This window comes from Bifidobacterium italicum (assembly GCF_002286915.1).
Lineage (GTDB): Bacteria > Actinomycetota > Actinomycetes > Actinomycetales > Bifidobacteriaceae > Bifidobacterium > Bifidobacterium italicum.
The window spans coordinates 198787-223094 of record NZ_MVOG01000005.1 but is presented as its reverse complement, the minus strand read 5'-3'; the positions used below and the strand labels follow the sequence as shown (position 1 = coordinate 223094).

Genomic DNA, 24308 nt, shown 5'->3' with positions numbered 1-24308 from the left:
CTTTTCTGCTATGCACCCGGGGTCATGCGGCCCTTCAGTCGAGGCCCTCCTCGACGCCCTTCTTCGTCGCCGGGGCGATCGAGAGCGCCGGATCGCACAGCGGGATCATCATCGCCTGCGTCGCGTGGTACAGGTCGGACTTGCCCGGCCAGACCGTGTCGATGACCTCGTTCCTGCGGTTGAGCTGGTGGAACCACGAGCCGTGCCTGTGGTCCATCAGATAGGTGTCGATGTACTCGAGGAAGGTCGCGTACCAGTCGGCGTACTCCTGCTTGCCGGTGACGTGGTAGAGCGTCGCGGCCGTGTTGACGCCTTCGGCGAGCGTCCAGTGCATGCGGTCGTGCACGACCGGCTTGCCTTCCCAGTCGGTCGTGTAGACGATGCCCGGCGCGCCGTCGGCGTCCCAGGCGTCCTCGACGGCGCGGTTGAACAGATGCTCGGCCGCGTCGAGGTACTTGCGGCCGTCGCCGTTCAGCACGCCGTCCTTGCCATAGACGGACAGCGCGTACTGCGTGATCAGGCGCGCCCATTCGATGCCGTGGCCCGGCGTCGCACCGTAGGGCTTGAACTGATCGTCCGGCTTGTCCGCGTTGAACTCGAGCTGCGCCATCCAGTCGGAGGTGAAGTGCTCCGGGATGCGCCAGTCGTTCTCCTCGGCCCATGTGAGCACATGGCCGATGATGCGGCAGGCGCGTTCACGCCAGCTTTCGTCGCCGGTGACGTCGGCGACGGCGAGGCATGCCTCGACCGAGTGCATGTTCGCATTGAGACCGCGGTAGGTGTCGAGTTCGGTGAACTCGGTGTTCCAGGTGTCGACGCTCAGGCCGATCTCGTCGTCCCAGAACTTCGTCAGATAGACGTGTTCGGCCTGCTCGAGCAGTTCCTTCGCGCCCGGGCGGCCGGCGAGCAGCGCCGACGACGCCGCGAGCAGCACGAAGGCGTGCGCATAGGCCTGCTTCGTCGGCATATGACAGATGTCCGGCGTGATCTCGGCGTACCAACCGTCGTTCTCCTCGTCGTGCAGCACGCCGCGCAGGCCACGGATGCCGTCGTCGACGAGTTCGGCGGCGCCGTCGACGCCGAGCAGCGTCGCGAGCGAGTAGACATGCGTCATGCGGCATGTGATCCAGGTGGCGCGGTTGCGGTCCTTCCACGGCGTGCCGTCGTCGCCGAGCCAGTACGAGCTGCCGTCGACCGCCGGGAAATGGCGGCCGAACGCGATGAGGTTGTCGCGGGAGATGTCGAGGAACTTCTTGTTCTCCGGCGTGTCGATCTGATACTTCGCATTGGTGGTGGTCATCGTCTTCCTTCCGATTGTCGTCCGTCGTCTTCGTTGACCTGCCCGACCCTGATGGCCGGCGCTATCTTGCGCGTACGATGTCGAGCGTATCACTGAAGCGCTTAAGTGGCAAGTTTCACCGCACTTCCCGAATGTCGAGCACGATCGCCTGCATCGGCCACAGCGGCGGGATCTGCAGGCCGACGTTCTTCAGCAGCGCGCCGCTCACGGCGAAGCCGTCCTCACCGCGGGCGTCGCGCATCCATTCAGGCGTGTTCCAGCCCCACCGAGACTCGCCGATCTCCCCACGCATATGCACGCGATAGACGCGATCGTCGCGCACCCCGTCCAGACGCAGCCGTTCGGTGACGACGTCGCGCAGATTCGTGACGGTCGCGACGACCCAGATCGCGCGTGAACCATCGTCGCTGACGACGCCGCGCGCACGCAGCGCCGGATCGTGGAAGTCGGCATGGTGCACCGACCCGGAGTGCAGGACGCCGCGCAGCTCCTTGACGAGGGCGACGAACCCGGTGATCTGCTTGAGCTCCTCGGGCGTGCATTCGAGGATGTTCCACTCGAAACCGGAACATCCCTCGAGCGACATCGCCGCACGATAGGACAGGTCGGTCGCGCGCCATGTGGAGTGCGCCGGGCTCGGTCCGACATGCGCGCCGATCATCTCCGGAGGCACGATGAGTTCGGTGTAGCGCTGGATGTCCACACGGTCGCGCGGGTCGTTCGAATCGGAGGCCCAGATGCGGTCGGCGTGCTGCAGCATGCCGGCGTCGGTGCGGCCGCCGCCCGAAGCGCAGCTTTCGATCTCCAGCCCGGGGAACTCGCGCTTGAGCTCGTCGAACAGGCGGTAGCAGGCCTCGGTCTGCGCATGCAGCCCGTAATGGCCGGCGTGCACCGGCTCGGTCACGTCACGGTTGTGGTCCCACTTGATGTAGTCGATGCCGAGACCCCGGATGAGATCGGCCATCTGGTCGTGCACATGACGGTAGGCGTCGGGATTGGCCAGATCGAGCACATACTGCGTGCGGTACGAGACGTCGGCGCGGCACGGCACCGCCTCGGGCGCCGCGAGGATCCAGTCGGGGTGCTCGCGCGCGCAGTCGGAGTCGAGGTTGATCATCTCCGGCTCGAACCACAGGCCGAACTGCATACCGAGGCCATGCACATGCCTCGCGAGCGCGTCGAGCCCGTTCGGCCACACGGCCGGGTCGACGACCCAGTCGCCAAGCCCCTTCGTGTCGTCACGGCGCAGATGGAACCAACCGTCGTCGAGTACGAAGCGCTCGACGCCCACCTTCGCGGCAAGGTCGGCGAGCCGGATCAACGTCGCCTCATCATGGTCGAAGTAGACGGCCTCCCAGGTGTTGAGCGTCACCGGACGGTCGCCGCGCACATGCTGCGGCATCGCGCGCAGCCAACGGTGGAAGCGGCTCGCAGCGCCGTCGAGGCCGGAATCGGAGTAGGAGAAGCACACCTGCGGCGTCGTATAGGCCGCACCGGCGCCGAGGCGCATCTCCCCGGGCCCGAGCAGCTCGCCAGCGCCGAGCAGCGCCTCGTGCTGCGGCAGGTTGTCAATCCGGTAGGTCTGGTTGCCGCTCCATGCGAGATGGCACGTCCACACCTCGCCGGCGGAGAACTTCGGCGCGCCATCGGAGGCGATGAACATCCACGGGCTTTCATGGCTCGTCTTGCCGTGGCGGCAGTCGCGGGTGACGGAGCCGATCGGCAGCGCCGTCGTCGCCGGCTGCTTCTCGAGCGGCCAGCGGCCGGTGAACTGCGTCAGATGATCGGCGCGGCGCGGGATCGGCATTGTCAGGTCGAGCCAGTTGACGACGAGCGGCTCGGCGCCGTCGCCGGCGTTCCTCACCGTGGCCTTCGCGAGCAGCAGGCCGCCCTCGGCGAGCTCGAGGCGCATGTCGAGCGCGACGTCGTTGACGCCGTCCTCGGCGTGCACGTCGAGGACATCGACGGCGTCCACCGGCGCGCCGTCGTGGGCTCCGGCCGTCGTCGTCACCGACGTCCAGCGCACGAACACCGGCGCCTCACCGCGGTACGCCTCAAGTCCCGGACGCCCTGCGAAGGCCTCTGCACCCTGCGGCAGCAGCGACGGGCGCAGCGCCGCGTCCGGCTTCTCGTCCGGCGGCGTCACCTTGAGTGTCATCACGTCGAGCATCGCCAGCACGTCCTCGGCGTCAGGCATGCCGAAATCACGCCCCCAGTACTCGACCTGCGGCATCTCGCCGTCCGGCGTCTTGAGCACGACGCACACATCGTCGCGGCGCAGCACCACATGGTTTCCGTTGTCGAACATCATCGTCTCCTTCGCACGATCGCGGCGCGACCGCCACGCGTTCAGTCCCCGTAAGTTCCGCCGTCGGCACTACACCGGGGATTGACTTTTTCGTTCAAACAGTATAAATTAAGCGGTTAAGTAACGCAAACAGAACATGGCTGAGGTTCACTTCGACACGCCGATGTGCCGTCCGAGCGCCGCCTTCGCGCGGCCGGCGGACACGTCGCGATGGGCGCCGCGGCCGCCGGCGACGCCGCCGGAACGTATGACGAGAGGATGGGCGCCATGGCAGCAGACAGGCATCCGTCGGATGATCGCCTCACCGAATCCCAGCGCGCGGCCGTGGATTCGCTCACACAGGCGCCGCAGTACGCCGGCAAATCGAAGCTGTACGTGTTCGCAAAACTGCCGATGCGCCAGAAGGCCGCCTACTTCCGCGAGCATTTCCTGATCCCGTGCGCCGCCGCCGTCATCGTCATCGCGCTGTGCGCGTTCGTCATCGTCCGTTTCGTCTCGCCTCGCGAACGCCCGGCGTTGTATGCGGCCGTCGTCGACAGCACGCTCCCGCTCGGCGAATCCGCGAAGCTGCAGGAGCAGTACGCGGAGATGCTCGGGCAGGACGTCATCATCGACGACTACTTCGACACGAAGAAGGACGGACTCTCCAAGCTGCAGACGATGATCTCGAGCGAGCAGATCGACGTCGTCATCGCGCCGCCGTCCGTCTTCCGCGAACTCGCCGGCTACGGCTACTTCACGAATCTCAAGTCGACGCTGCCGGCCGACGAATACGGCGACCTGCACGCCTACGCCGAGGATTTCCACGGATTCGACGATTCCGCGCTCAGCGACGACGTCGACGATTCCGGCAGCGGCAAAGGCAAGGCGGAACCCTACGGACTCAAGCTCGACGACGCGAAGCGCTGGCACGAGTTCGCGACCGACGACGCCGCGCTCATCGGCGTCGTCGCGAACACAAGGCAGACCGGCAACGCGCAGCGGTTCATCGCATACCTGTACCGTTGAACGGGCCTGCATCCACACCCCTCGACCCGAACATCATCCGCAATCCGAAAAGAGGAGACACCGTCATGAGTTCCAGCCTGTTCCGTCAGGACAATCCGTTCAACGTCGTCATGGGCCGCATCGGCGACCTCGCGATGCTGTCCGTCGCATGGTTCGTCTGTTCGATCCCGATCGTGACGATAGGCCCGGCCACTTCCGCCGCCTGCGAGGTCGCGCGCGAGATCATCGAGGACACCGACGAAGGCGTCCTGCGCACGTTCTGGCGCGCGATCAAACGTCGTTTCGGCGTGAACATGCTGTTCTCGCTGCTGTTCATCATCCTCTTCGCGATCGGCGCCGTCGATCTGTGGTACATCTCCCGGCAGTCCGGCGACGCGGCGTCCGTCATCTACGGCGTCACGCTCGGCGCGCTCGTCATCATCGCGATGATGCTGTCCTTCGTGCTGCCGCTTTCCGGCCGCAGCAAGCTGTCCTGGTGGGAGCAGATCCGCCAGTCGGTCCGCCTGTCGCTGATGAAGCCGCTGCTGGCGCTTGGCAACGTCGCGCTCATCGCGCTGCCGTTCGCGCTGATGTGGTTCGTGCCCGGCGCGGTCGTCTGGGTGCCGATCCTGTGGTGCGTCCTCGGCGCCGGCGTCTCGATGTGGGCGGTCATGCGCTGGACCTGCAACGCCTTCCATCTCAAGCCGCGCGACACCCCTGCCGACCACGACGCCTGACGATCCGCCCATTCGGCGCCCGTCCCCTCCCTCGCCGCGCGAACGCGACCGCCGCACCCCGCACCCGAACCGTTCGCAACGTCCCCGCCACGCGAACGCGACCGCCGCAACTTGCACCCAAAGCGTTCGCTGACGGCTCCTCCCGCGACCTCCACCGCCGCAACTTGCACCCGCAGCGTTCGCCAACAGGCATCTTCGCGATCGCCACCGGTGCACATTGCGATCGTCCGGTTCATTTATGGATCCTATGGATACGGCAGCGGCTCCGCCTGCATGACTGTCAGGCGGGGCCGCTGCCGTCTTTCTTCTCCCATGCGGCGAGCATGCGCCGCAAATCTCAGCGTTCCGGGGCCGGCCCGGTCGAATCGCGCACACGCAACACGTAAGGCGGTTCCTCGACGACGTCCACCTCCTCGCCGTCGATGAGCTTGAGCATCAGCGACGCCGCGATGCGGCCCGATTCGACGATGTCGCGGTTGAGCGCCGTGATGCCGGGATGCGCGGCCTCGCACATGAACGAGTCGTCCCAGCTCATGATCGACAGATCCTGGGGCACGCGCACGCCGTTGACCGCCGCGACGCCTTCCGCGGCGAGCGCCATCACGTCGTTGTCGTAGATGATCGCCGTCGGCGCCGGATTGACGCTGAGCAGCCGTTTCGTCGCATCGGCGCCGGCGGCCGGCGTGTAGTCGGTGTGCAGGCAGCGGTAGCGCACGCCGAGTTCGGCCGTCACCTCTGAGAACGCGGCGTCGCGGATGTACGAGTGGCCGAGCTCCTCGGGACCGGCGACGCGCGCGATGTTGCGGTGGCCCAGATCATAGAGGTGGCGCACAGCGAGGCCGACCGCGGCGGCGTCGTCGCTCGCGAGCGTCGGCAGCCCCGCGGTGAGCGAGGCGTCGGCGACGGCAAGCACCGGCATCTGCGGGTTCTGCTTCATCATGTCGATGCGCGGATCGCCGATCTCCAGATTGAGCAACAGCATCGCGTCGACGTTGCTCGTCGCGACCCAGTCCTCGATGATCGAATCCTCGTCGTCGCTGTCCATCGACATGCGCACGAGCAGCGAGTAGTCCTTCTCCTCGAGCTCCGCGCCGAGGCCGGAGATGAGGCTCATCATGTACGGCTCGACGGCGAGCAGCTGCGGATCGTAGCCGAGGATCAGGCCGATGCGCCGCGTCTTGGACTGCGCGAGCGACTGCGCAGCGCCGTTCGGTTTCCATCCGAGCTCCCTGGCGACCTGCAGCACCTTCGCGCGCGTCGTGTCGGAAACCCCCGGTTTCCCGTTCAATGCGTAGGACACGGCGCTGCTCGACACCCCCGATGCCTTCGCCACGTCGAAGATCGTGACCTTCGTCTTCTGTGTCGCCATGTCGTTGTCTCCCATCCCGTCACGCTGCGCGCACGCCACTGTGCCGCTGCGTTCCGTGGCCTCCGTCCGTCGCCACGGACGGCATGCGTTGTGCTGTTGGTGCCCCGCGATCCCCGCCGCGCCCCGTGATGGAGTCGTCACTGAATCGCTTCAGAACCATTGTATATGGTAACGCCGGCCGACGCATCCCGCCGGCCGACTTTTCCCCCCCCCATGATTATGCCATTGCGTCCCTGCATCGTCCGAAACCATTCGAATGATCGGAACAATATTTAAGCGGCCATCAGTTGCCGTGGTACTGATGGCCGCTTAAATCATCACTTCGCTTCGCGCTTGAGGTCATTCGCGCTGCGCAGCACGTTCGGCGCCGTGAAGGCCTGCGGATCATCCGCGTCCGTCGTGATGTGGAACGTGACCGATTCGCCCGGCAGCAGCGAGACGAGGCCTTCCTTGACGGCGGCCTCCGCATCCACCTTGTCGACCATGACGAACAGGTCGCGCACGTAGTCCTTCGCCGTCACCGTAAGCTCGACGCCGCCGTCGACCTTCCTCGCATCGGCGGTGAAGGCCTCCGCGGGCGCGGCGAGCGACTGGTCGACGACTTCGGCCGGATTGTAGACGACGCGCGCGAAGGAGTTGTCGGACGGCGTCGCGACGATGAGCTCCGCGTTCGGATCGTCGTAGCCGACGATGGCGTCGTCGAACGTGTATCCCTTGTGCGAGGTCGCGTCGAGGTCGACGTCGATCGTCTGCGTCGCGAGCACGTCGCCGCCGAACGTCACGCGCTGCACCGTCCATGTGTCCTTGACGGGTTCGCGGGTGTCATTGAGGACGATGAGCTCGAAGTGGTCGGCGCCCACCTTGACGCCTTCCCAGCTGTGCGTCTGACGGTACTCCTCGGACGTGCGCGGCTGGATCGTCGCGAGACGCGGCGCGAAGAAGTCGCGCGACGCATACCACACCGGCTTGCGATGGCCGTTGAAGTCGACGGCCGCCCAGGACACGACCGGCCAATCGTCGTTGAGCTGCCAGATGAGCGCGCCTGCGTTGACCGGCGCGAGCGAACGCATATGTTCGACGCCGAACTTCATCGCATGCGCCTGCTGCAGCTGGCACGCCCAGTGCCAGTCCTGGATGTCGTCCCAGTCGTCGGTCGGGATGAGCCAGCTGTGCGCGCCGTCACTCGGCTTGCCGTTGACGACGCCGCCGAAGCTCACGTCGTCGAGGTGGCCGGGCGTCAGATGCGAACGCATGCCACGGGCGAGCTTGTAGTTGCCGCCCATCGCCTTCTGGTGCACGAGCATCTGCTTGCCGAAGGGCTCGAGCTTCTCGTCGTGCACGGCGCCGACGAGCGTGCTCCATGCCGGAGGCGCCTGATAGCCGAATTCGTCGGCGAAGCGCGGCGTGTACTCGGCGTAGATGCGGTAATCCTTGCGGTTCCATGCATCCCAGATATGCATCGTGCCGTCGGTGTCCCAGTTCGCGTTCGTGAACTTCGTGAAGCTCATCGGCGAGCTCGGAAGGTAGACGTGCGTCGGGTCGAGCTCGGCGAGCAGCTGCGGGAAGAGCTCCGAGTAGTAGTAGTCGCCCCAGCCCTTCTCGCCGTAGCCGTATTCGTTCGCCGGCAGGTCGTCGTCACGCACGGCCTGCTTGTAGCCGCCCCATTCCGCGTAGGCCACGTAGTTCTCGTTCGAGCCGTTCCAGACGATGAGGCTCGGATGGCTCGACAGACGGATGATGGCCTCGCGCGCCTCGGCCTCGACCTCCTCCTTCGTCTCCGGATCCTCGGGGTAGGCGGCGCAGGCGAGCATGAAGTCCTGCCAGACCATGACGCCGTATTCGTCGCACAGATCGTAGAATTCATCGGCCTCGTAGATGCCGCCTCCCCAGACGCGGACCATGTTCGAGTTCGATTCGACGAGGTCGCGGATGCCGCGCTCGTAGTCCTTCTTCGTCACGCGCGCGATGAACGCATCGTCGGGGATCCAGTTGTAGCCGTGCGCGTGCACCGGCACGTCGTTGACGTAGATCTGGAACGGGCGGCCGAGGTCGTCGGCGCGGGTGTCCACATGCGTCGTGCGGAAGCCGATACGGCCCTTCCATGCGGCCTGCAGGTCCGTGCCGGCCTTGACGTCGACGGCATAGAGCGGCTGGTCGCCGTAGCCGAGCGGCCACCACAGCTTCGCGTCCGGCACGGCGATCGTGATCGTCGTCTCGTCGCGGCCCTGATCGACCGATCCGTCGGCCTCGAGCATCGTGCCGTAACCCTCGAGCGTCACATGGACCGGGACCGGCGTCTGGAACTTGTGGGCGTCCATCGGGTTCATGATGCGGCCGTGGCCTTCGCGCTCGACCTTGACGTGCACGTTGAGGATGCCGGTGCCGTCGGAGGCCACGTCGACGAGCGGGCGCACCTCGGCCAGGCGCACGCCGCTCCACGAGTCGATGCCGATCTCGCGCCAGATGCCGGCGTTCGCCACGTCGACGCCCCAGTCCCATCCGAAGGAGTAGCTCGGCTTGCGAATCTGGTTGAAGGCGTGGTGCTCGGTGTGCGGATAGTAGCCGCGGCGCTGCTCCTCGGCGTCGGAGTAGCGCACCGGGGACATGAACGTGACGGTGAGCACGTTCTCGCCGTCCTTGAGCAGGTCGCGGATGTCCCAGCGGTAGGAGCGGTGGCAGTTCTCGGTCTGCGCGACCGGATCGCCGTTGAGCGCGACCGTCGCGACGGTGTCGAGGCCGTAGGCGACGAGGTCGTGCCGCGTGTTGCCGTCGTCATGCCAATCGAAAGTGCAGGTGAAGCGCCAGTCGACGTCGCCGGTCCACTGCAGCTTGTTCTCGTTGTCGCCGTCGAAGGGATCGGGGATGAGGCCGGCGTTGAGCAGGTCGAGCGTCGCCTCGCCCGGGACGGTCGCCGGGATGCCGGCGGTCAGCGTCTCGCGGAGGTCGGCGGGCACCGCCTCCGGGTTCATCGCGGTGACGGTCCAGCCGCTCGACAGCGGGGCGAAGGTGGAAGGGGTGTTGGTCATGGTATGTGCTCCTAGTGGTTGATGCCGGCGTGTGCCGCGCATGGAGGTGGAACGGTGGCGGGGAAGGCGATCGGGCGACCGCCGAAGAAGGAAAGGGAGCCGTGCCGCACGCAACTCGCTCGGCACGGCTCCCTGATGGTGAGGAAAGGGGAAGGGTAAGTCTGAGAGCGTCACTCCTTGACTGCGCCGGCTGCGACGCCGTTGTAGATCTGCTTCTGGAAGATCAGGAACAGGATCAGGGCGGGCAGCAGCGTCACGATGACGCCTGCGCAGATCAGGTTGTACTTCGGACCCTGCGGGCCGGTGAAGGCGTACAGCGAGATGGCCACGGTGCCGAGCTTCTGTTTGTCCTGGAGGTAGAGGTTGGCCGCGTAGTACTCGTTGTAGATGCCGACGCCCTTGAGGATGAGGGCCGTGACGATCGCCGGCTTGAGCAGCGGCAGCAGGATGCGGCCGTAGATCGTGAAGTAGCTCGCGCCGTCGATCATCGCAGCCTCGTCAAGCGAGATCGGCAGGTTTTCGAAGTACTGGATGAAGATGTAGATCGAGATGACATCGGTGCCCATCGACATGATGATGTAGCCCCACAGCGAGTTGATCATGCCGAGGCTGCCCATGATCTTGTAGACCGCGACCTGCATCGCGATGCCCGGCAGCAGCGCCGCGATCGTGAAGGCGCCGCGGATGAACGCGTTGCCCGGGAACTGGAAGCGGCTCAGGACGTAGGCGAGCTGGGTGCCGATGATCGTCGTCATGAAGCAGACGCACACGAGGACGATGAAGGAGTTGCGGAACGCGACGGCCATGTTCGACAGCTTGAATGCGTCCGCGTAGTTCTGGAAGTTGAACCAGTTGTGCGGCATCGCCATGACGTTGCCGGTCTTGTATTCGGCATCGGTCTTCGCCGCCGTCCACACGCAGGACGCGAGCGGCAGCAGGACGCAGAACGTGATGAAGACGAGGCTGAAGTACTTGAGGAAGGAGAGCACCCAGCGGCGCATGTGATACCAGACGCTCACCTTTTCGACGGAGGCTTCCATGGCCTTTCCTTTCTGCGAGTTCGTTTGCATATCCGGGGTGATCGTTTCGCTTGACATCGTGCTCACGCCTCGGCTTCCTTGTTGGCTCCGTTCCTGAAGAGCGGGGCGTTGCCGGCCTTGACCTTGTTGGCCTGGCGCAGCGCCTTCTTGCGCTGCTTCTCGACCTTCTGCGCATGCTTGCGGGCCTTGGCGGTGCCGTCGTCCGCGTCGCGGAACAGCCAGCCCATGACGATCTTCTGCAGCAGCGCGCAGATCATGATGATGATGAGCAGGACCACGGCCATCGCGGAGGCGAGACCCACCTTCTGATCGGAGTGCGCGATCTTGTCCATCTGGACGAAGAAGGTGCCGGTGCCGTTCGCGCCGGAAGTGATGACGTACGGCGCCTCGAAGGCGGAGAGCGAACCGGTGATCGACAGGATGATGTTCAGGACGAGGATCGTCTGGATGCCCGGCAGGATGATGTGCTTGAACTGCTGCCACTTGTTCGCGCCGTCGATCTCCGCGGCCTCGTAGAGGGATCCGTCAATCGACATGATCGCGCCGATGAACAGGATCATCGTCTGGCCCAGATACCTCCAGACCGAGGATGCGACGAGCGACCAGTTGTTGACCTTCTGGTCACGCAGCCAGTACGGCAGGTTGTTGAGGTCGAATCCGCACCACTGGAGCACCGAATCGAGCACGTAGCCGCGGGTGTAGAAGAACTTGAAGATGAAGCCGATCGCGATGCCGTTGATCAGGTAGGGGAAGAACAGCGCTCCCTTGAAGAACGCGCCGCCCTTGACCTTGAACGCGAGGACCGTGGCCAGATACAGCGCGAGGGCCACCTGGATGAGCGCACCGACCATGTAGTAGAGCGAAAGCTTGAGCGTGGCGAGCAGGTCGGGGCGGGTGAAGATGTCGACGTAGTTCTTCACACCGATGTACTTCGGCGTGCCGATGTACTTCATCTTGTAGAAGCTGTATCCGCACATCTGGAAGAACGGCAGATACGTGAAGACGACGAGGAGCGCGACCGGCAGGAAGCAGAAGAGGACGATGATGCCCGTCTTCTTCCAATCCCTGCGATGCTTGTTGAACGGGATGTCCGCGGCGGACCGCTCCGCGACCGCTACGTTCGGCTGTGTGGTAGTCATGATGGTCTCTGTTCCTTCCTTATCCTTCCGCCGGCGCCGGGGCGCCCGCGTTTCCTCCCGACTCAGCAATGAGCCTTTCGGAATACCCACCTCAGGCTTCTCTGCCTGCCTGTGATAAGTGATGACACTCAATATAACCGTGTGTTTCCAGTTTGTCAAGCGCTTAAGTTGCGTCGTGTCGCACGACGGAAGGCGCCTCTGTCCCCGCTCCGGCTCCCCCGCCTGCGACACAGCACGGCCGAGTACTACTTTCCCTTACCGTTCCAAGGGTTTACAGGCATGCCCGCCGACTGATCGCGTCGCTGCGGCAAGCACCAGCCCTGCGACGGCCGTCAGAACCCCCTCCGCCGATCTTCACTCAATAAGCTGTGCGATTCAGCGCATCTCTTCGACGGCAGCGCCGATGTGCCACAACCAACTTTCCTTGATTTTCCAACGATTGCAGCACCCAAACGCATCGACGGCCCACCCGCAACGTAGAACTTAAGCGCATAATCACACCATTCTCCCGATGGCGAATTTCCGCACATCCGCGACTCGCCCGATGTGGACCGAAGTGGCACGGCGCCCCCCCATGCGCCGGTCGGCGCCCATAGCGCGATTCCGGGGCACATCATGTGCCGGTCGCCTCCATCGGTCCGGGCCGCCCGCAGGATTCCCCGGGACGCGCGCACCGTTGCCCTATAACGACGATGAGGGCCGGAACGTTGCCGTTCCGGCCCTCATCGAGGAAAGAAAGGGAAAGGAGGTGTGGCGTGCACAAGGGTTCGGAGCGTCAGCGTCCGCTCAGGACGCCGACGCTCATCGGATCAGCTCTCGGATTCGACAGCCGCGCCCCACTTCTGATCCCACTCGCCCATGATCTGGTCGATCGTCTTCGTCTTGTTCGCGGCGTCGACGACGATGTCCTGGATCTTCTTGCCGTTGCCGTTGTTGATGCCGAGCTCGGAATCCGAGTTGATGTCGGCGAAGAGGTCCTCCTCGCCTTCCTTCGCCGGGTCGTCGACGATCAGCTCGACGTCCTTGAAGTGCTCGTAGGTGTCCGGGTAGGAGTCATCGTCCTTGACGATCGGGATGCCGCCCTCGTTCTTCGCGTAGCCCGACTTCTCGGTCATCCACTTGACGAAGATCATCGCGGCCTTCTGACGGTCGGCGTCGGAGTTCTTGTTGATGCCCATCGAGTAGTTGCCCGCGAGCGTCGCGTACTGCTTGCCGTCGATGGTGATCGGGAACGGCATGTACTGCACGTCGTCCGGATGGTCGCCGGCCTGCTTCATCTGCGGCACCGCCCAGGCGCCGAGCACCATCGTCGCGATCTCGCCGTTGTTGATCTTGCCCTTCGACGATTCCCAATCGGTCGTCGAGTAATCCTCTTCGGTGCAGCCGTTGGCGACCGCGTCGTACAGCGTCTTGTAGACGGCGTACGGATGGGTGTCGGGGGCCTTGTCGTCCTTCGCGAACGGGGTCTTGTCATGCGGCATGACCTGGTTCATGAACTTCGGATCGCCGGTCGCGTTGCCGCCGATGTAGGCGTCCCAGGCGCCCATCGCCCAGTCCTCGGCGAAGTTCGTGTACAGCGGGATCGCCTTCGTCTTCTCCTTGATGAGCTTGAGATCGGCCTGGAACTCCTCCGGGGTCTTCGGCAGCTCCTTGATGCCGGCCTCCTCGAAGACCCTGGCGTTGTAGACGATGCCCGAGGTCTGGCCGTCGGTCGCGATGCCGTAGGTCTGGCCGTCATAGGCCTTCTCGTTCGCGAGCTTGATCTCCTTGTCCATGTCCTCGGTCTTGCCGTAGGACACGAAGTAGTTCGAGAACTCGGAGCGATCGACCGCCGGGATCATCATGACGTCCCACGAGTCGTTGTTCGCCTGCAGGCGGGTGAGCGCGGAATCCGCGTAGTTCGAATCGGTCTGCACCTTGACCTTGATGTTCGGGTACATCGCGTTGAAGTCCTTCATATAGGACTCCCAGTTCTTGCCCGGATAATCCGCGAGGCCCATGTCGGTGCGCCCGTTGAAGAACGTGATCTCCGCCTTGAGGTCCTTGTCGGTTTCGCCGAGCTTGATCTCCGGATAGGTGATGCCGGCCTTGTTGTTGCTCTCCGCGGAGCCTCCGTTGTTGCCGCCGCACGCCGCGACGCTGACGAGGCACGCCGCCGCGATACCGGCCGCCGCGATCTTCTTGACGTTCATTCTTGTGTCCTTCCTGGTCTCTTGGGCGTCGTCGCCGACGTCCAGCTCAGCAATGAGCTTGGGCCACCTCTCGGCTTCTCTGCCTGCCTGAGGTGAACGATGAAATCAATATAACCGACTTTTTCCAGCTTGTCAAGCGCTTAAGTAACTCAGTCGCCACCATCGGCCGTCAGCATAATGACCGCCTCTTGCCAGCGTTGTCATAAAGCGTTCAGATTTTCCAATGTTTCCAATGTTTTACCGTTGCACAAACCTTCCATACGTCTCGATGTCATGCCGCCTCACAACGGCACCTGCAACGCTTTCAGCCATTAAGCGCTTCATAGCTCCGGCGTGTCTCCCCGCATGTTTCCGACACACAACACAACGGGAGGGCGCCGACCCATATGGGTCGGCGCCCTCCCGTGCCGTGATCGTCCGACGGCGCTCAGCGCGCGCTGTGCTCGGCGATGAAGTCGCGGTACCACATGAAGCTGTCCTTGCGGATGCGCTCCTGCGTCCCGTAGTCCACGTAGGTCAGGCCGAAGCGCTTGCTGTAACCGAAGGCCCACTCGAAGTTGTCCATCAGCGACCATGCGAAGTAGCCGCGCACATCGGTGCCCTCCTGGATCGCACGGTAGGCGGCGTCCAGATGGCGGCGCAGATAGTCGATGCGTTCGGCGTCATGCACCATCTTGACTCCGTCGGGGCCGACCTCGACCCGATCCGGGCATGCCATGCCGTTCTCGGTGACGACGAGCGGCATGCCGGGATAGTCGTCGTTGAGACGCACGAGCGTGTCGTACAGCGCATTCGGGTCGATGTTCCAGCCCATCTCGGTGTGCGGGCCGGCGGTGGGCAGCCAGTCGATGTCGCTCGCGCCCGGCGCCGTCGACGCCGCCGTGCTCTGCGGGAACTGCGGACGATCGCTCATCGTGACGAGGTTCGTCGAATAGTAGTTGAGGCCGAGCACGTCGATCGGCTGGTTGATGAGCTTGAGGTCGCCGTCGCGGATGAAGTCCCAGTCGCAGATGCCCTTCGTGATCGCGAAAAGCTCCTGCGGGTAGCGGCCGCGCAGCATCGGATCGAGGAACGCGCGGTTGGCGATGAGGTCGAGACGGTGCACAGCGTCGGCGTCGCCGCGGCAGACCTGCAGATTGCAGGTGACGGACAGCTCCGGCCTGCCGCCCGCCTCGGCGCGCACGGCCTGGCACATCAGTCCGTGCGCAAGGTTGATGTGATGCACGGTGCGGAACGCGAGCGGACCGGCGCCGAGCCCCGGCGCCTGTTCGGTGCCGCCGTAGCTCAGGTAGGTCGCGCACCACGGCTCGTTGAGCGTCGTGTAGGTGTGCACGCGGTCCCCGAGGCGCTTGGCGACGATGCCGGCGTAATCGGCGATCCTGTATGCGGTGTCACGTTCGAGCCAGCCGCCCTCGCGGCCGTCCTCGGAGGCCATGTACTGCGGCAGGTCCCAGTGGTAGAGCGTCACGATCGGCTTGATTCCGTATTCGAGCAGGCGGTCGACGATCTTCTCATAGAAGTCGAGCCCCTTCTCATTCGGCTTGCCATCCGGCGTCGGGATGACGCGCGGGATGCCGATCGAGAAACGGTAGGCGTTGACGCCGAGATCGCGCAGCAGCTTGAGGTCGTCCTCCCAGCGGTGGTAGAAATCGTCGGCGACGTCGCCGGTATCGCCGTTCAACGTGTGTCCGGTATGGGAGAAGGTGTCCCAGATCGACGGCGTGCGGCCGTCCTCGTCCGCCGCGCCTTCGATCTGGTACGCCGCCGTCGCCGTACCGAACAGGAATCCCTCCGGGAACCGCTCCGCCATATCTGCCGTCCTTTCGTTGGCATGCGGTCGATGCAGTCCGCGTCGACCGGCCCAATGGTGTGGACGTCGCCCGCTTCCTCCGGGGCGGCGCCCTGCGCTTTCGGCAAAACGCGAACGCCACCGTCGGCATTCCACGTTGCTGATAAGTGTATCAATATATAATCGGAGGCGCAGAGAAACTTGAGCGCTTCAGCATGTCGCGGTCGGCACCGCGATTATCATCGGAACACAGCGGACAACAAGACGTGACGCCGGCGCCACGCAGCGGCGGCGCCTCGTCGGGACTATGCATACGAAGGAGTGTCATGCACCTCATCGCACAGACGAATCAAGCGTTTCAGCACCAGGGTCGCATCGAAGAGACCGAGGATGGCCGGCTGTGGGTGTTCCCGTACACGCAGGCGCGATTCCGTTTCACCGGCACCACACTGAGCGTGCGGCTGCGCAATCACTGGAACTACGGCAACATCCGCCTCGGCGTCATCATCGACGACACACAGTACAGCGTGCGCGTGCCGTCGCCTGCGGAGCCGCAGCTGCCGCCCTACGCCGACGAGGACGAGGGCGTGCTGACGCTGCGCATCGCCGACCATCTGCCGGACATCGAGCATCGGGCGGTCGTCTTCAAACGTCAGGACGGCGGCATGCACTATATGGAGTTCGTCGGCGTCGGCATCGACGACGACGCGCAGATCATGGCGCCGCTCGACGCCCCGAGCGGACGGCGCATCGAGATCTACGGCGATTCGGTCAGCTGCGGGGAGCGCAACGAGGCCGTGCTCTACACCGGCAAAGCCGATCCGGACGTCGACTTGTCGTCGTACAGCAACGCATGGTATTCATACGGCGCCATCGCCGCGCGCGCTCTTGGCGCCGAGCTGCGCATCATCGCGCAAGGCGGCGCGCCGCTGCTCGACGGCATCGGGTGGTTCGACGCGCCGAACTACGAAGGCATGGAAAGCATCTGGGACCGCGTGCGCTACAACCCGGCGCTCGGCGCGACGAGCATGTGGGACTTCGATGACTACGATCCGCAGGTCGTCGTCATCGCGCTCGGGCAGAACGACTCCCATCCGGACGATTTCATGGCCGATGACTACGACGGCGCGACGGCCGCGCATTGGCGCGCACGCTACGCCGACTTCATCCGCGCATTGCGCGCGCGTTATCCCGAGGCGCGCATCGTCTGCACGACGACGGTGCTCGAACACAGCGCGCAGTGGGACCGCGCGATCCGCGAGGCCGTCGACGCGGTCGGCGACCCATGTGTCAGCTATTTCGGATATGCGCGTGCCGGCAGCGGCACGCCGGGGCATCCGCGCATCGCCGAGGACGAGGAGATGGCGCATGAACTGTGCGCATACCTCGAGTCGTTCGGCGCGGAACTGTGGGAGCGGTGACGCGCGCCGGCATGTCGGCATTATCGGGATCAGGGATCGGAGGAGCAACAGCATGGTCACAGTGACCGGAATCGCGCCGGGGGCCAGCGGAGTCACGAGCGGCGGGGCGCATGCGCCGGGCGCGACGGACCGCACGCGCAGCGGCTCGCTGCGCGTTGCCGCCGTCTTCGCCGACCATATGGTGCTGCAGCGCGGCATGCCGATCGCCGTGTTCGGCTCGGCGCCGCGCGATGTCGAAGTCGCCGTGCGACTGACGGCGGACGACGGCGTCATCGTCGCGCAGAGCGCGTCGCAGGCCCCGCGCGACGAGGAATCCTGGACGGCGCTGCTGCCGCCGCTGCCGGCCGGTGGCCCGTATACGCTCGACGTGCGTGCCGACGACGACATGCTCTGCTATACGGACGTCTTCATCGGCGAAGTCTGGCTCGCCGGCGGCCAAAGCAACATCGAACTCGAACTGCATACGAGCGAGCACGGCGTCGACGTCATCGCGGCCGCCGACGACCCGCTGCTGCACTTCTACAACACACCGAAGGTCGGCGCGGTCGACGAGACGGCGGAGGCCGACAGCGCATGGTGCACCGCCGTCGCGCCTGAAGTCGCGCATATGTCCGCCATCGGGTACCACTTCGGACGCCGGCTGCGCGAACGGCTCGGCGAGAACGTCGCCGTCGGCGTCATCGACTGCTATATCGGCGGCACGTCGATCTCCTGCTGGATGAGCAAGGCCACATTGAACGGTTCGGCGGCCGGACGCCCGTACGTCGAGCGCTACGAACGGGCGGTCGCCGGCAAGACCGACGGGCAGATGCGCGCCGAGGCCGATGCGTGGCAGCGCACATTCGACCGTTGGAACAACGACGTCGCCGCGATGAAGGACTCCCATCCGGGCATCACGCAGCCGCAGATCGACGCCGTGCTCGGCCCGTGCCCGTGGCCGCCGCCGGTCACGCCGTTCTCGGAACGACGCGTCGGCGCGCCGTTCGAGGGCATGGTCAGACGCGTCGCGCCGTACACGGTCCGCGGATTCCTGTGGTACCAAGGCGAGGAGGACGAGCAGCAGTGCGACTCCTACCGGGAGCTGCTCGGCCTGCTCATCGACGAATGGCGCACATTGTGGAATCTCGACGGCTACGACGAGCCGACGATCGGCTACCAGCCCAATGCGCGCACGTTGCCGTTCCTGATCGTGCAGCTGCCGCAATGGATCGACGGCCAGGTCGCGGCGCGCGGCGAGGACCCGCGCCGGTGGCCGGTCATCCGCGCCGCGCAGTATGACGCGAGCGAATCACTCGACGATGTGGAACTCGTCTGCACGATGGACTGCGGTGAATTCGACAACATCCACCCGCTCGACAAACGCACGGTCGGCGTGCGCATCGCGGATCTCGCGCTGCGCACCGTCTATGGGCACGACGATGTGGCCGCCGAGAGCCCGCGCGTCGTGCACACGTCCATCGCCGGCGAGGCGATCGACGTCATGTTCGACCATGCGCATGGACTGCATTGGCGCGGCACGACGCCGGACACGGTGCGCGACGCCGTCGACGAGACCGACGCGCGTGCGGCCGGGACCTCGGGCTTCGAGATCACCGGCAAGGACGGCGTCTATGTGGACGCGGACGCGCGGATCCTCGAGTGCAGCGGTATCGACGCGGCCGACGGCGAGCATATGAAGGTGCGCGTCTCGTCGCCGCAGGTGTCCGCGCCGACCGCCGTGCGCTACGCGTGGCGCAGCTGGGGTCCGGCACCGCTTTTCAACGACGGCGGTCTGCCGGCGTTCCCGTACGCGGAGTAGGACCGAGCGACATGCGACGGTCGGCGACGACGATCAATGGTCATGTGCGGCCATCGGGACAAGCGCGGTGCAGCCGCAGGCAAGCATCAGCGTCACCGGCAATACCGGATAGGTCCATGGCAGCGGTGTCGCACTGGCGGGAATGGCCAATGCGACGATGAGGATCACGGCGACGACGAACACGCTCCACGCCACGGCCGCCGCCACGATCGCCATGCGCCGCCTGCCGCCTGCCGTCCATCGCGCCGCACGCACCATCCGCATGACCCATCGCACAACGGCTCCGATGCCGATACCGAGCAGGGCCGGAACCGCGCCCATCGCGCATCCGTACAACGCCGATGCGCGGAGCGCCCACCACGCATGCGAATCGGGGTGCGACCAGTTCCAGTCGCCCACCGTCATGGCAATGCCTCCCAGCGCGCTGCCGACGATCGCAATGAGGGACAACAGTCCCGCAGCCCTCCATGAACGCAGCACGCCAAGCATGCCGAAGACGATGCTCGCGACAGGACCGGCGACGTACATCAGCAGCACCGTCGCCGTCAAGGCATTCTCGGAGGGAATCAATGGCAACACGCCGAACATCAACGATATGAGCGCAGCCCAGATGGCCAGCGCGGCATAGTAGAGATCCCGATTCGACCCAGTGGCGTCGCAGTCATCCGTCGCATGCGGCCCCAGAGGAACCCGCGCGACCACCGACCAGATTCCGCCGTCATCGCACAACATGAGGTCTCCTCCACGCAGCCGGAGCTCCCGTGCATAATGCGCCAACCCTGCACCGGGATCGGACCATCACCAGCTCGGCCGACCCGCCCGGGGCATCGCACAGCTCCACGCACAGCCGCGAACCGTCCATGCCGCAGGTGAACGAATAGCCTCGGGATGAATCGGCGTATTTCAGCACATTGCCGAACAGTTCGTTGATCAACCCAGTGACCACGGCCGCCACCTCGGCGTCCATCGCCAATGTCGCGCAATCGGCATTCACGAGCACGACGCCGCGGAATCCAAGTGCCTCAAGCTTGCGTTCATGCCCATGCACCAGCTTGGCGATATCGAGCCTGCGCAACGACGGTTCCGCCGTCGTGGCGGCCCTGCCCGCGCAAGCGCAGACCGAACCAAAGCATACCGCCAATGCCGCATGCCCAGCAGCAATGCCCAGACCATACCCAGCAGCACGATCGCCAGCAGCGGCCATGCCCCGATCACGGACCGAGCATGATCGTCCATCATCGGCAGCATGGGTGCGGCCACCCACAACGCCAAGGCGGCCGCCGAACCTATGACCGGCATGATCACATAGACCAGAGCCGCCAGCCATTCCGCCACGGCGACGACGATCAGCAGCGGCGTCTGTCCGGCACCCATCAGCATATCCATCGTCAATGCGGTCATCACCACGGCAACGGCCACACGAGCAGCCGGATATACGGGCGCCGCAGCATCCTGCGTCTTCCATATCCGCCGCAGCCAGTCCATGCTCGACCACCTCCTTAATTCCCTATTGGCCGCCATCTGTGGGCAATCACGGCAAGCGACTACAACAGGTCGTAGGCCTTGCCCTTGCGAAGAATCTCGACGCGCCCGCTGGCGCCCAGCTTCTGCCCGGCCCTGCGCAGATACGTGGAGACCGAGTCCGTCGAGACACCCAAACGCCGAGCGATCTCATCAGTGGAGAACCCACGGTCATACAGCCGAAGCACCGACAGCTTCTGCCTGTTCAGAACCGTCAGTGCGCCGGCGCGACCAATCGGCTTGTCTTCTACGATGCGATGCGCGCCTTCGGCGTCGTGCATCCATCGCCGGCGACGGCGCCGGACCGCCGATCCGCGAGCCGTTGCAGCAGTACCGGCAGATCCTGCTGCAGTCGTTCCTTGCCCACAAGTCCCTGTACGCCTGCCCCGATAAGGTCTTCCCGGTATTTCGCCACGTCATAGGCCGTCATGCCGATGAGCGCAATCGAATCGGATCGTTCCCGAATCCTGCGGCACACCTCGACGCCGCTCACGCCGCCCAATGCCATATCAACCAGCACGACATCAGGAGCGGTGGTCCCATACAATGCTCGATACAACCCTTCAGACGCCTTGACCGCACACCAATCAACGACGAATCCCGAAAGTCCGGCCACCCACGTCGCGATGGCACGGCAACTCCACACATCGTTGTCGATGACGCCGATGCGCGTCACACACGACTTCCCACGCCGCTCTCCGTCCATCGCCAGCTCCTTCGCCCACACCGACGGCGGCATCCCGATGATGCCGTTCGTATCATCGACGACAACGCACACGTATCGTCCCCCGCCATCACCTGTCACGAATCTCGTGACAGACCCACCGAATCCGCCGAGACCGTGGACGAATCACGCAGCCGTGGCGGACGACGCGGCGGCGCCCCTTGTCTCAATCACACGCTGTTATACTTTTTTATACTTGTTATACTTGTTATAACTTCATTGAAGGGATCCGAAGGCAGGAGGTGTCGCATGCCGAATCCGTTCAAGCCGACAGCGGGCAGTGAACCACCCGTTCTGGTGGGGCGCAAGCAGTACATCGAGGATTTCCAATTCGCCATCGACGACGGTTCGGGTGCCCCGGGTCGTCTCTCATTCATCACAGGTGCTCGCGGTGTCGGAAAGACCGTCATGCTGAATGCGCTGAGCGACATCGCCAGAAACCTGCAGTGGAAAGTAGTGAACGCCACAGCTGCAGGTGATTTCCTGCAGGAAATCATCAAGCTGCTGCATACCGGACAGAAAACGCATATCACCTCCTATACCCTGCCTTCGGTTGCGATTGAATCCTCGCTGCCCGGAATGAAGGCAAACATCGGACTCGGTGGCATGCAGTTCGAACATAGTCAGGGATCGACCGATCTCAGGCAGACCATCGGACATGTTTTGGACAGCATGGATGAGTCAAGACAGGGTGTACTGATCACTTTGGATGAGGTGGGCGAAGGCACGCCTTTACCGCAACTGCGGTCGTTCGCCACAGCAATCCAGCATCTGATCGAGGAGAAGCGCAACATCGCCGTGATCTTCGCCGGCGTCCCCCATATGGTGGATGACGTAGTGAACGACAGCGTGCTCACATTCCTCAGGAGGGCGGAACGATACCAGTTGCAGGACGTGCCCATCGAGGACGTTTGGGAGGCCTTCGAAAAGACGCTGTCCGCAGGCGGTAAAAACGCCAGCTATGATGTGCTGAACAAATTGGCTCGGGCCACACACGGTTATCCATTCATGATCCAACTGGTGGGATATTGGACCTGGCGCCAATCCGTGGTGAACGGTCATGACGATTTCATTTCGTTGGAGGACTGCGAATCCGGCATTGCCAAGGCAAAGGATAAACTCGGCAATCTCGTCAACGCTCCTGCAGTCGCCCACCTTTCCGCCATCGCCAGAGACTATCTGCTCGCCATGGCGATGGACGAAGGGCCATCCAATACCGGCGATATTGCAAAACGACTCGGGAAGTCGCCTCAGTACGCCAACGTGTACCGAAACCGACTCATTCGCGAGGATTACATCATCGCCACTGATTACGGCAAAGTCGATTTCAAAATGCCGTATCTGCGTGAATTCCTGCAATCCCATGCGGCGATGTACCAGATGTCGCGCAACATCGAGGACTCCGGCGGCTTTCTCGGCTAGAACGGTCTCCGGCTCGAAGTTCCCCGCCATCGTTTGTCATGAATCCTGCGACGGAGACGCCTTCCATCTTCTATCGACACGCAGCAGCCACACGCCGAACGGAATCGTCAGCACGCCGCCCACGATGAAGATCACGCGCACGTCGATGACGTCGGCGAGCGGGCCGAAGACGAGCATGCCAAGCGGCGTGCCGAATCCGGAGAACGTCGTGAGCAGCCCGAAGACACGGCCGCGCATGTCCGGCATGCTCTCCTGCTGCAGCAACGTGAACGTCGGCGACGAACCGAGCGACGTGCACAATCCCACAAGGAAATCGACGCACAGATACACCAGCAGCGTCGACGACAACCCAAGCCCCGCCGTGCACACGCCCATGCCGATGAACGCGCACGCCAGCAGCACCATGTTGTTGCGCAGGACGCGTGCGCCGACGGTCGCGAGCAGCGCGCCGCCGACGACCATGCCGATGCTCCACGCCATTTCGTTCGCCGCAAGCTTGTCCGCGGCCGTCGAGAGCACGGTGAAGCCGAGATCGAGCCGCTGCCCGTCGAATCCACGGTTCATCAAGATCAATGTGAGATTCATCGGCGCGATGTTGATGAAACAGACGAACGCATACGCGATGAGCACACTGCGGATGCGCGGGTAACGCCACGCATACCGCAGGCCGATGCGCATGTCGGCGAACACGGAGACGGCGGCTGTGGCGCCCGCTTCGTCCCCGCGCACACGCACCACGCGGATCAGCGCGACGAACGCGATGCCCACCACTGCCGTCATCACATCGACATACAGGATCGCCCACAGCGGCATCACATTGATGAGCACGGCGGCGACCGCCGGCGCCGCGATCAGGTTCACCGACTGGATCGTGCCGTTGATCGAGTTCACGCGCAGCAGCTTCTCCTCCGGCGTGATCTGCGGAATGAACGACTGCACGGCCGGCGTCTGCACGCCTGCGCCGGCCGAACGGATCGCGAGCACGACGAAGAACAGCGCAAGGTCCGCGGCGCCGCGCGCGATCGCGACGGACAATACGACGGTGACGGCGGCGATCAGCGCGTCGGGCAGTATGATGAGCGCCTTCTTGTTCCAACGGTCCGCCCATGCGCCGCCGAACAGCGAGACGATTGCCTGCGGTACGCATGCGCACAGCATCGCGACCGTCATCGTGACGCCGGAGTCGGTCTGCATGACGAGATACCAGAACACCGCGTATTGCACGATGCTCGAGCCGATCAGCGAGAGCGCCTGCCCAGTGAGCAGCAGCGCGACCGGCAGACGCCAGCTGGGTGGGGCGCCGATTGCGTCCGGATATGGCTTCGTATGATTGTGCATGATGTCTCCTTCGCTTGTTCGCGCAAGAAGGCATACGGCCGTTCGGCCCATATATGGCTTAACTATCCCACCCTGTTCCGGATGGTGGATGCGGGCATGCCGAACGACCGCCAATAGCGACCTTCCACGCGATGGTGGTATGAAATTCGATTGAATTCAAGAGGATCTGCGTTGACGCGCGGTCAGATATCCCACGC

Annotated in this window: 18 protein-coding genes; 5 read left to right on the top strand and 13 right to left on the bottom strand. The window is 64.3% G+C overall.

Translation table 11 applies throughout. From position 1 onward, the window contains the following. Window positions 1-34: 34 nt before the first annotated feature. Window positions 35-1300, bottom strand: a complete 1266-nt coding sequence (locus tag B1400_RS02410; RefSeq protein ID WP_095612862.1) for an AGE family epimerase/isomerase — start codon at window positions 1298-1300, stop codon at window positions 35-37. A gap of 115 nt (window positions 1301-1415) precedes the next feature. After that, a complete protein-coding gene (locus B1400_RS02405; RefSeq protein WP_235607273.1) occupies window positions 1416-3611 on the bottom strand; it encodes an alpha-galactosidase in 2196 nt (731 codons plus the stop codon). 264 nt (window positions 3612-3875) lie between these two features. On the opposite strand from B1400_RS02405, the gene B1400_RS02400 reads away from it, so the two are divergent. Further along, a complete protein-coding gene (locus B1400_RS02400; protein WP_095612861.1) occupies window positions 3876-4616 on the top strand; it encodes a hypothetical protein in 741 nt (246 codons plus the stop codon). Window positions 4617-4681: 65 nt separating this feature from the next. Further along, window positions 4682-5332 (top strand): YesL family protein, encoded by a 651-nt coding sequence (locus tag B1400_RS02395; protein WP_095612860.1) that lies wholly within the window; start codon window positions 4682-4684, stop codon window positions 5330-5332. 337 nt (window positions 5333-5669) lie between these two features. Here the strand turns inward: B1400_RS02395 and B1400_RS02390 are convergent, their stop codons facing one another. From B1400_RS02390 to B1400_RS02365, 6 genes are all read right to left on the bottom strand, one after another. Next, the gene (locus B1400_RS02390) at window positions 5670-6701 is read right to left on the bottom strand and encodes a LacI family DNA-binding transcriptional regulator (RefSeq protein ID WP_095612914.1); all 1032 of its coding nucleotides are present in this window, start codon (window positions 6699-6701) and stop codon (window positions 5670-5672) included. Between the two features lie 317 nt (window positions 6702-7018). Beyond that, window positions 7019-9727, bottom strand: coding sequence for a glycoside hydrolase family 2 protein (locus B1400_RS02385; RefSeq protein ID WP_095612859.1), 2709 nt, complete (start codon window positions 9725-9727; stop codon window positions 7019-7021). Between the two features lie 170 nt (window positions 9728-9897). Further along, entirely contained in the window at window positions 9898-10767 is an 870-nt protein-coding gene (locus B1400_RS02380) for a carbohydrate ABC transporter permease (RefSeq protein ID WP_095612858.1), read from the bottom strand. A gap of 62 nt (window positions 10768-10829) precedes the next feature. Beyond that, window positions 10830-11906, bottom strand: coding sequence for a carbohydrate ABC transporter permease (locus tag B1400_RS02375; protein ID WP_095612857.1), 1077 nt, complete (start codon window positions 11904-11906; stop codon window positions 10830-10832). Window positions 11907-12715: 809 nt separating this feature from the next. Beyond that, on the bottom strand, window positions 12716-14098 hold the full coding sequence (locus B1400_RS02370) for an ABC transporter substrate-binding protein (protein ID WP_095612856.1): 1383 nt from the start codon (window positions 14096-14098) through the stop codon (window positions 12716-12718). Between the two features lie 427 nt (window positions 14099-14525). After that, window positions 14526-15908: a GH1 family beta-glucosidase gene (locus tag B1400_RS02365; protein ID WP_095612855.1), complete on the bottom strand. Its 1383-nt coding sequence runs from the start codon at window positions 15906-15908 to the stop codon at window positions 14526-14528. A gap of 305 nt (window positions 15909-16213) precedes the next feature. Here B1400_RS02365 and B1400_RS02360 point away from each other — a divergent pair, with 305 nt between their 5' ends. Further along, the gene (locus B1400_RS02360; RefSeq protein ID WP_095612854.1) at window positions 16214-17308 is read left to right on the top strand and encodes a GDSL-type esterase/lipase family protein; all 1095 of its coding nucleotides are present in this window, start codon (window positions 16214-16216) and stop codon (window positions 17306-17308) included. 52 nt (window positions 17309-17360) lie between these two features. Further along, complete coding sequence (locus tag B1400_RS02355) at window positions 17361-19106, top strand: sialate O-acetylesterase family protein (protein ID WP_095612853.1); 1746 nt, start codon at window positions 17361-17363, stop codon at window positions 19104-19106. A 33-nt stretch (window positions 19107-19139) separates the two neighbouring features. On the opposite strand, the gene B1400_RS02350 is transcribed toward B1400_RS02355, so the two are convergent. From B1400_RS02350 to B1400_RS02335, 4 genes are all read right to left on the bottom strand, one after another. Then, on the bottom strand, window positions 19140-19838 hold the full coding sequence (locus B1400_RS02350; RefSeq protein WP_095612852.1) for a hypothetical protein: 699 nt from the start codon (window positions 19836-19838) through the stop codon (window positions 19140-19142). A gap of 258 nt (window positions 19839-20096) precedes the next feature. Beyond that, the gene (locus tag B1400_RS02345; RefSeq protein ID WP_095612851.1) at window positions 20097-20591 is read right to left on the bottom strand and encodes a hypothetical protein; all 495 of its coding nucleotides are present in this window, start codon (window positions 20589-20591) and stop codon (window positions 20097-20099) included. A gap of 59 nt (window positions 20592-20650) precedes the next feature. Further along, the gene (locus B1400_RS02340) at window positions 20651-20908 is read right to left on the bottom strand and encodes a helix-turn-helix domain-containing protein (protein ID WP_095612850.1); all 258 of its coding nucleotides are present in this window, start codon (window positions 20906-20908) and stop codon (window positions 20651-20653) included. Further along, on the bottom strand, window positions 20875-21333 hold the full coding sequence (locus B1400_RS02335; protein WP_157909618.1) for a response regulator: 459 nt from the start codon (window positions 21331-21333) through the stop codon (window positions 20875-20877). The genes B1400_RS02340 and B1400_RS02335 overlap by 34 nt, the downstream gene beginning before the upstream one ends. 267 nt (window positions 21334-21600) lie before the next feature. On the opposite strand from B1400_RS02335, the gene B1400_RS02330 reads away from it, so the two are divergent. Beyond that, window positions 21601-22773, top strand: a complete 1173-nt coding sequence (locus tag B1400_RS02330; protein WP_095612848.1) for an AAA family ATPase — start codon at window positions 21601-21603, stop codon at window positions 22771-22773. 36 nt (window positions 22774-22809) lie between these two features. On the opposite strand, the gene B1400_RS02325 is transcribed toward B1400_RS02330, so the two are convergent. After that, window positions 22810-24111, bottom strand: a complete 1302-nt coding sequence (locus tag B1400_RS02325; RefSeq protein WP_095612847.1) for an MFS transporter — start codon at window positions 24109-24111, stop codon at window positions 22810-22812. Window positions 24112-24308 lie beyond the last annotated feature (197 nt).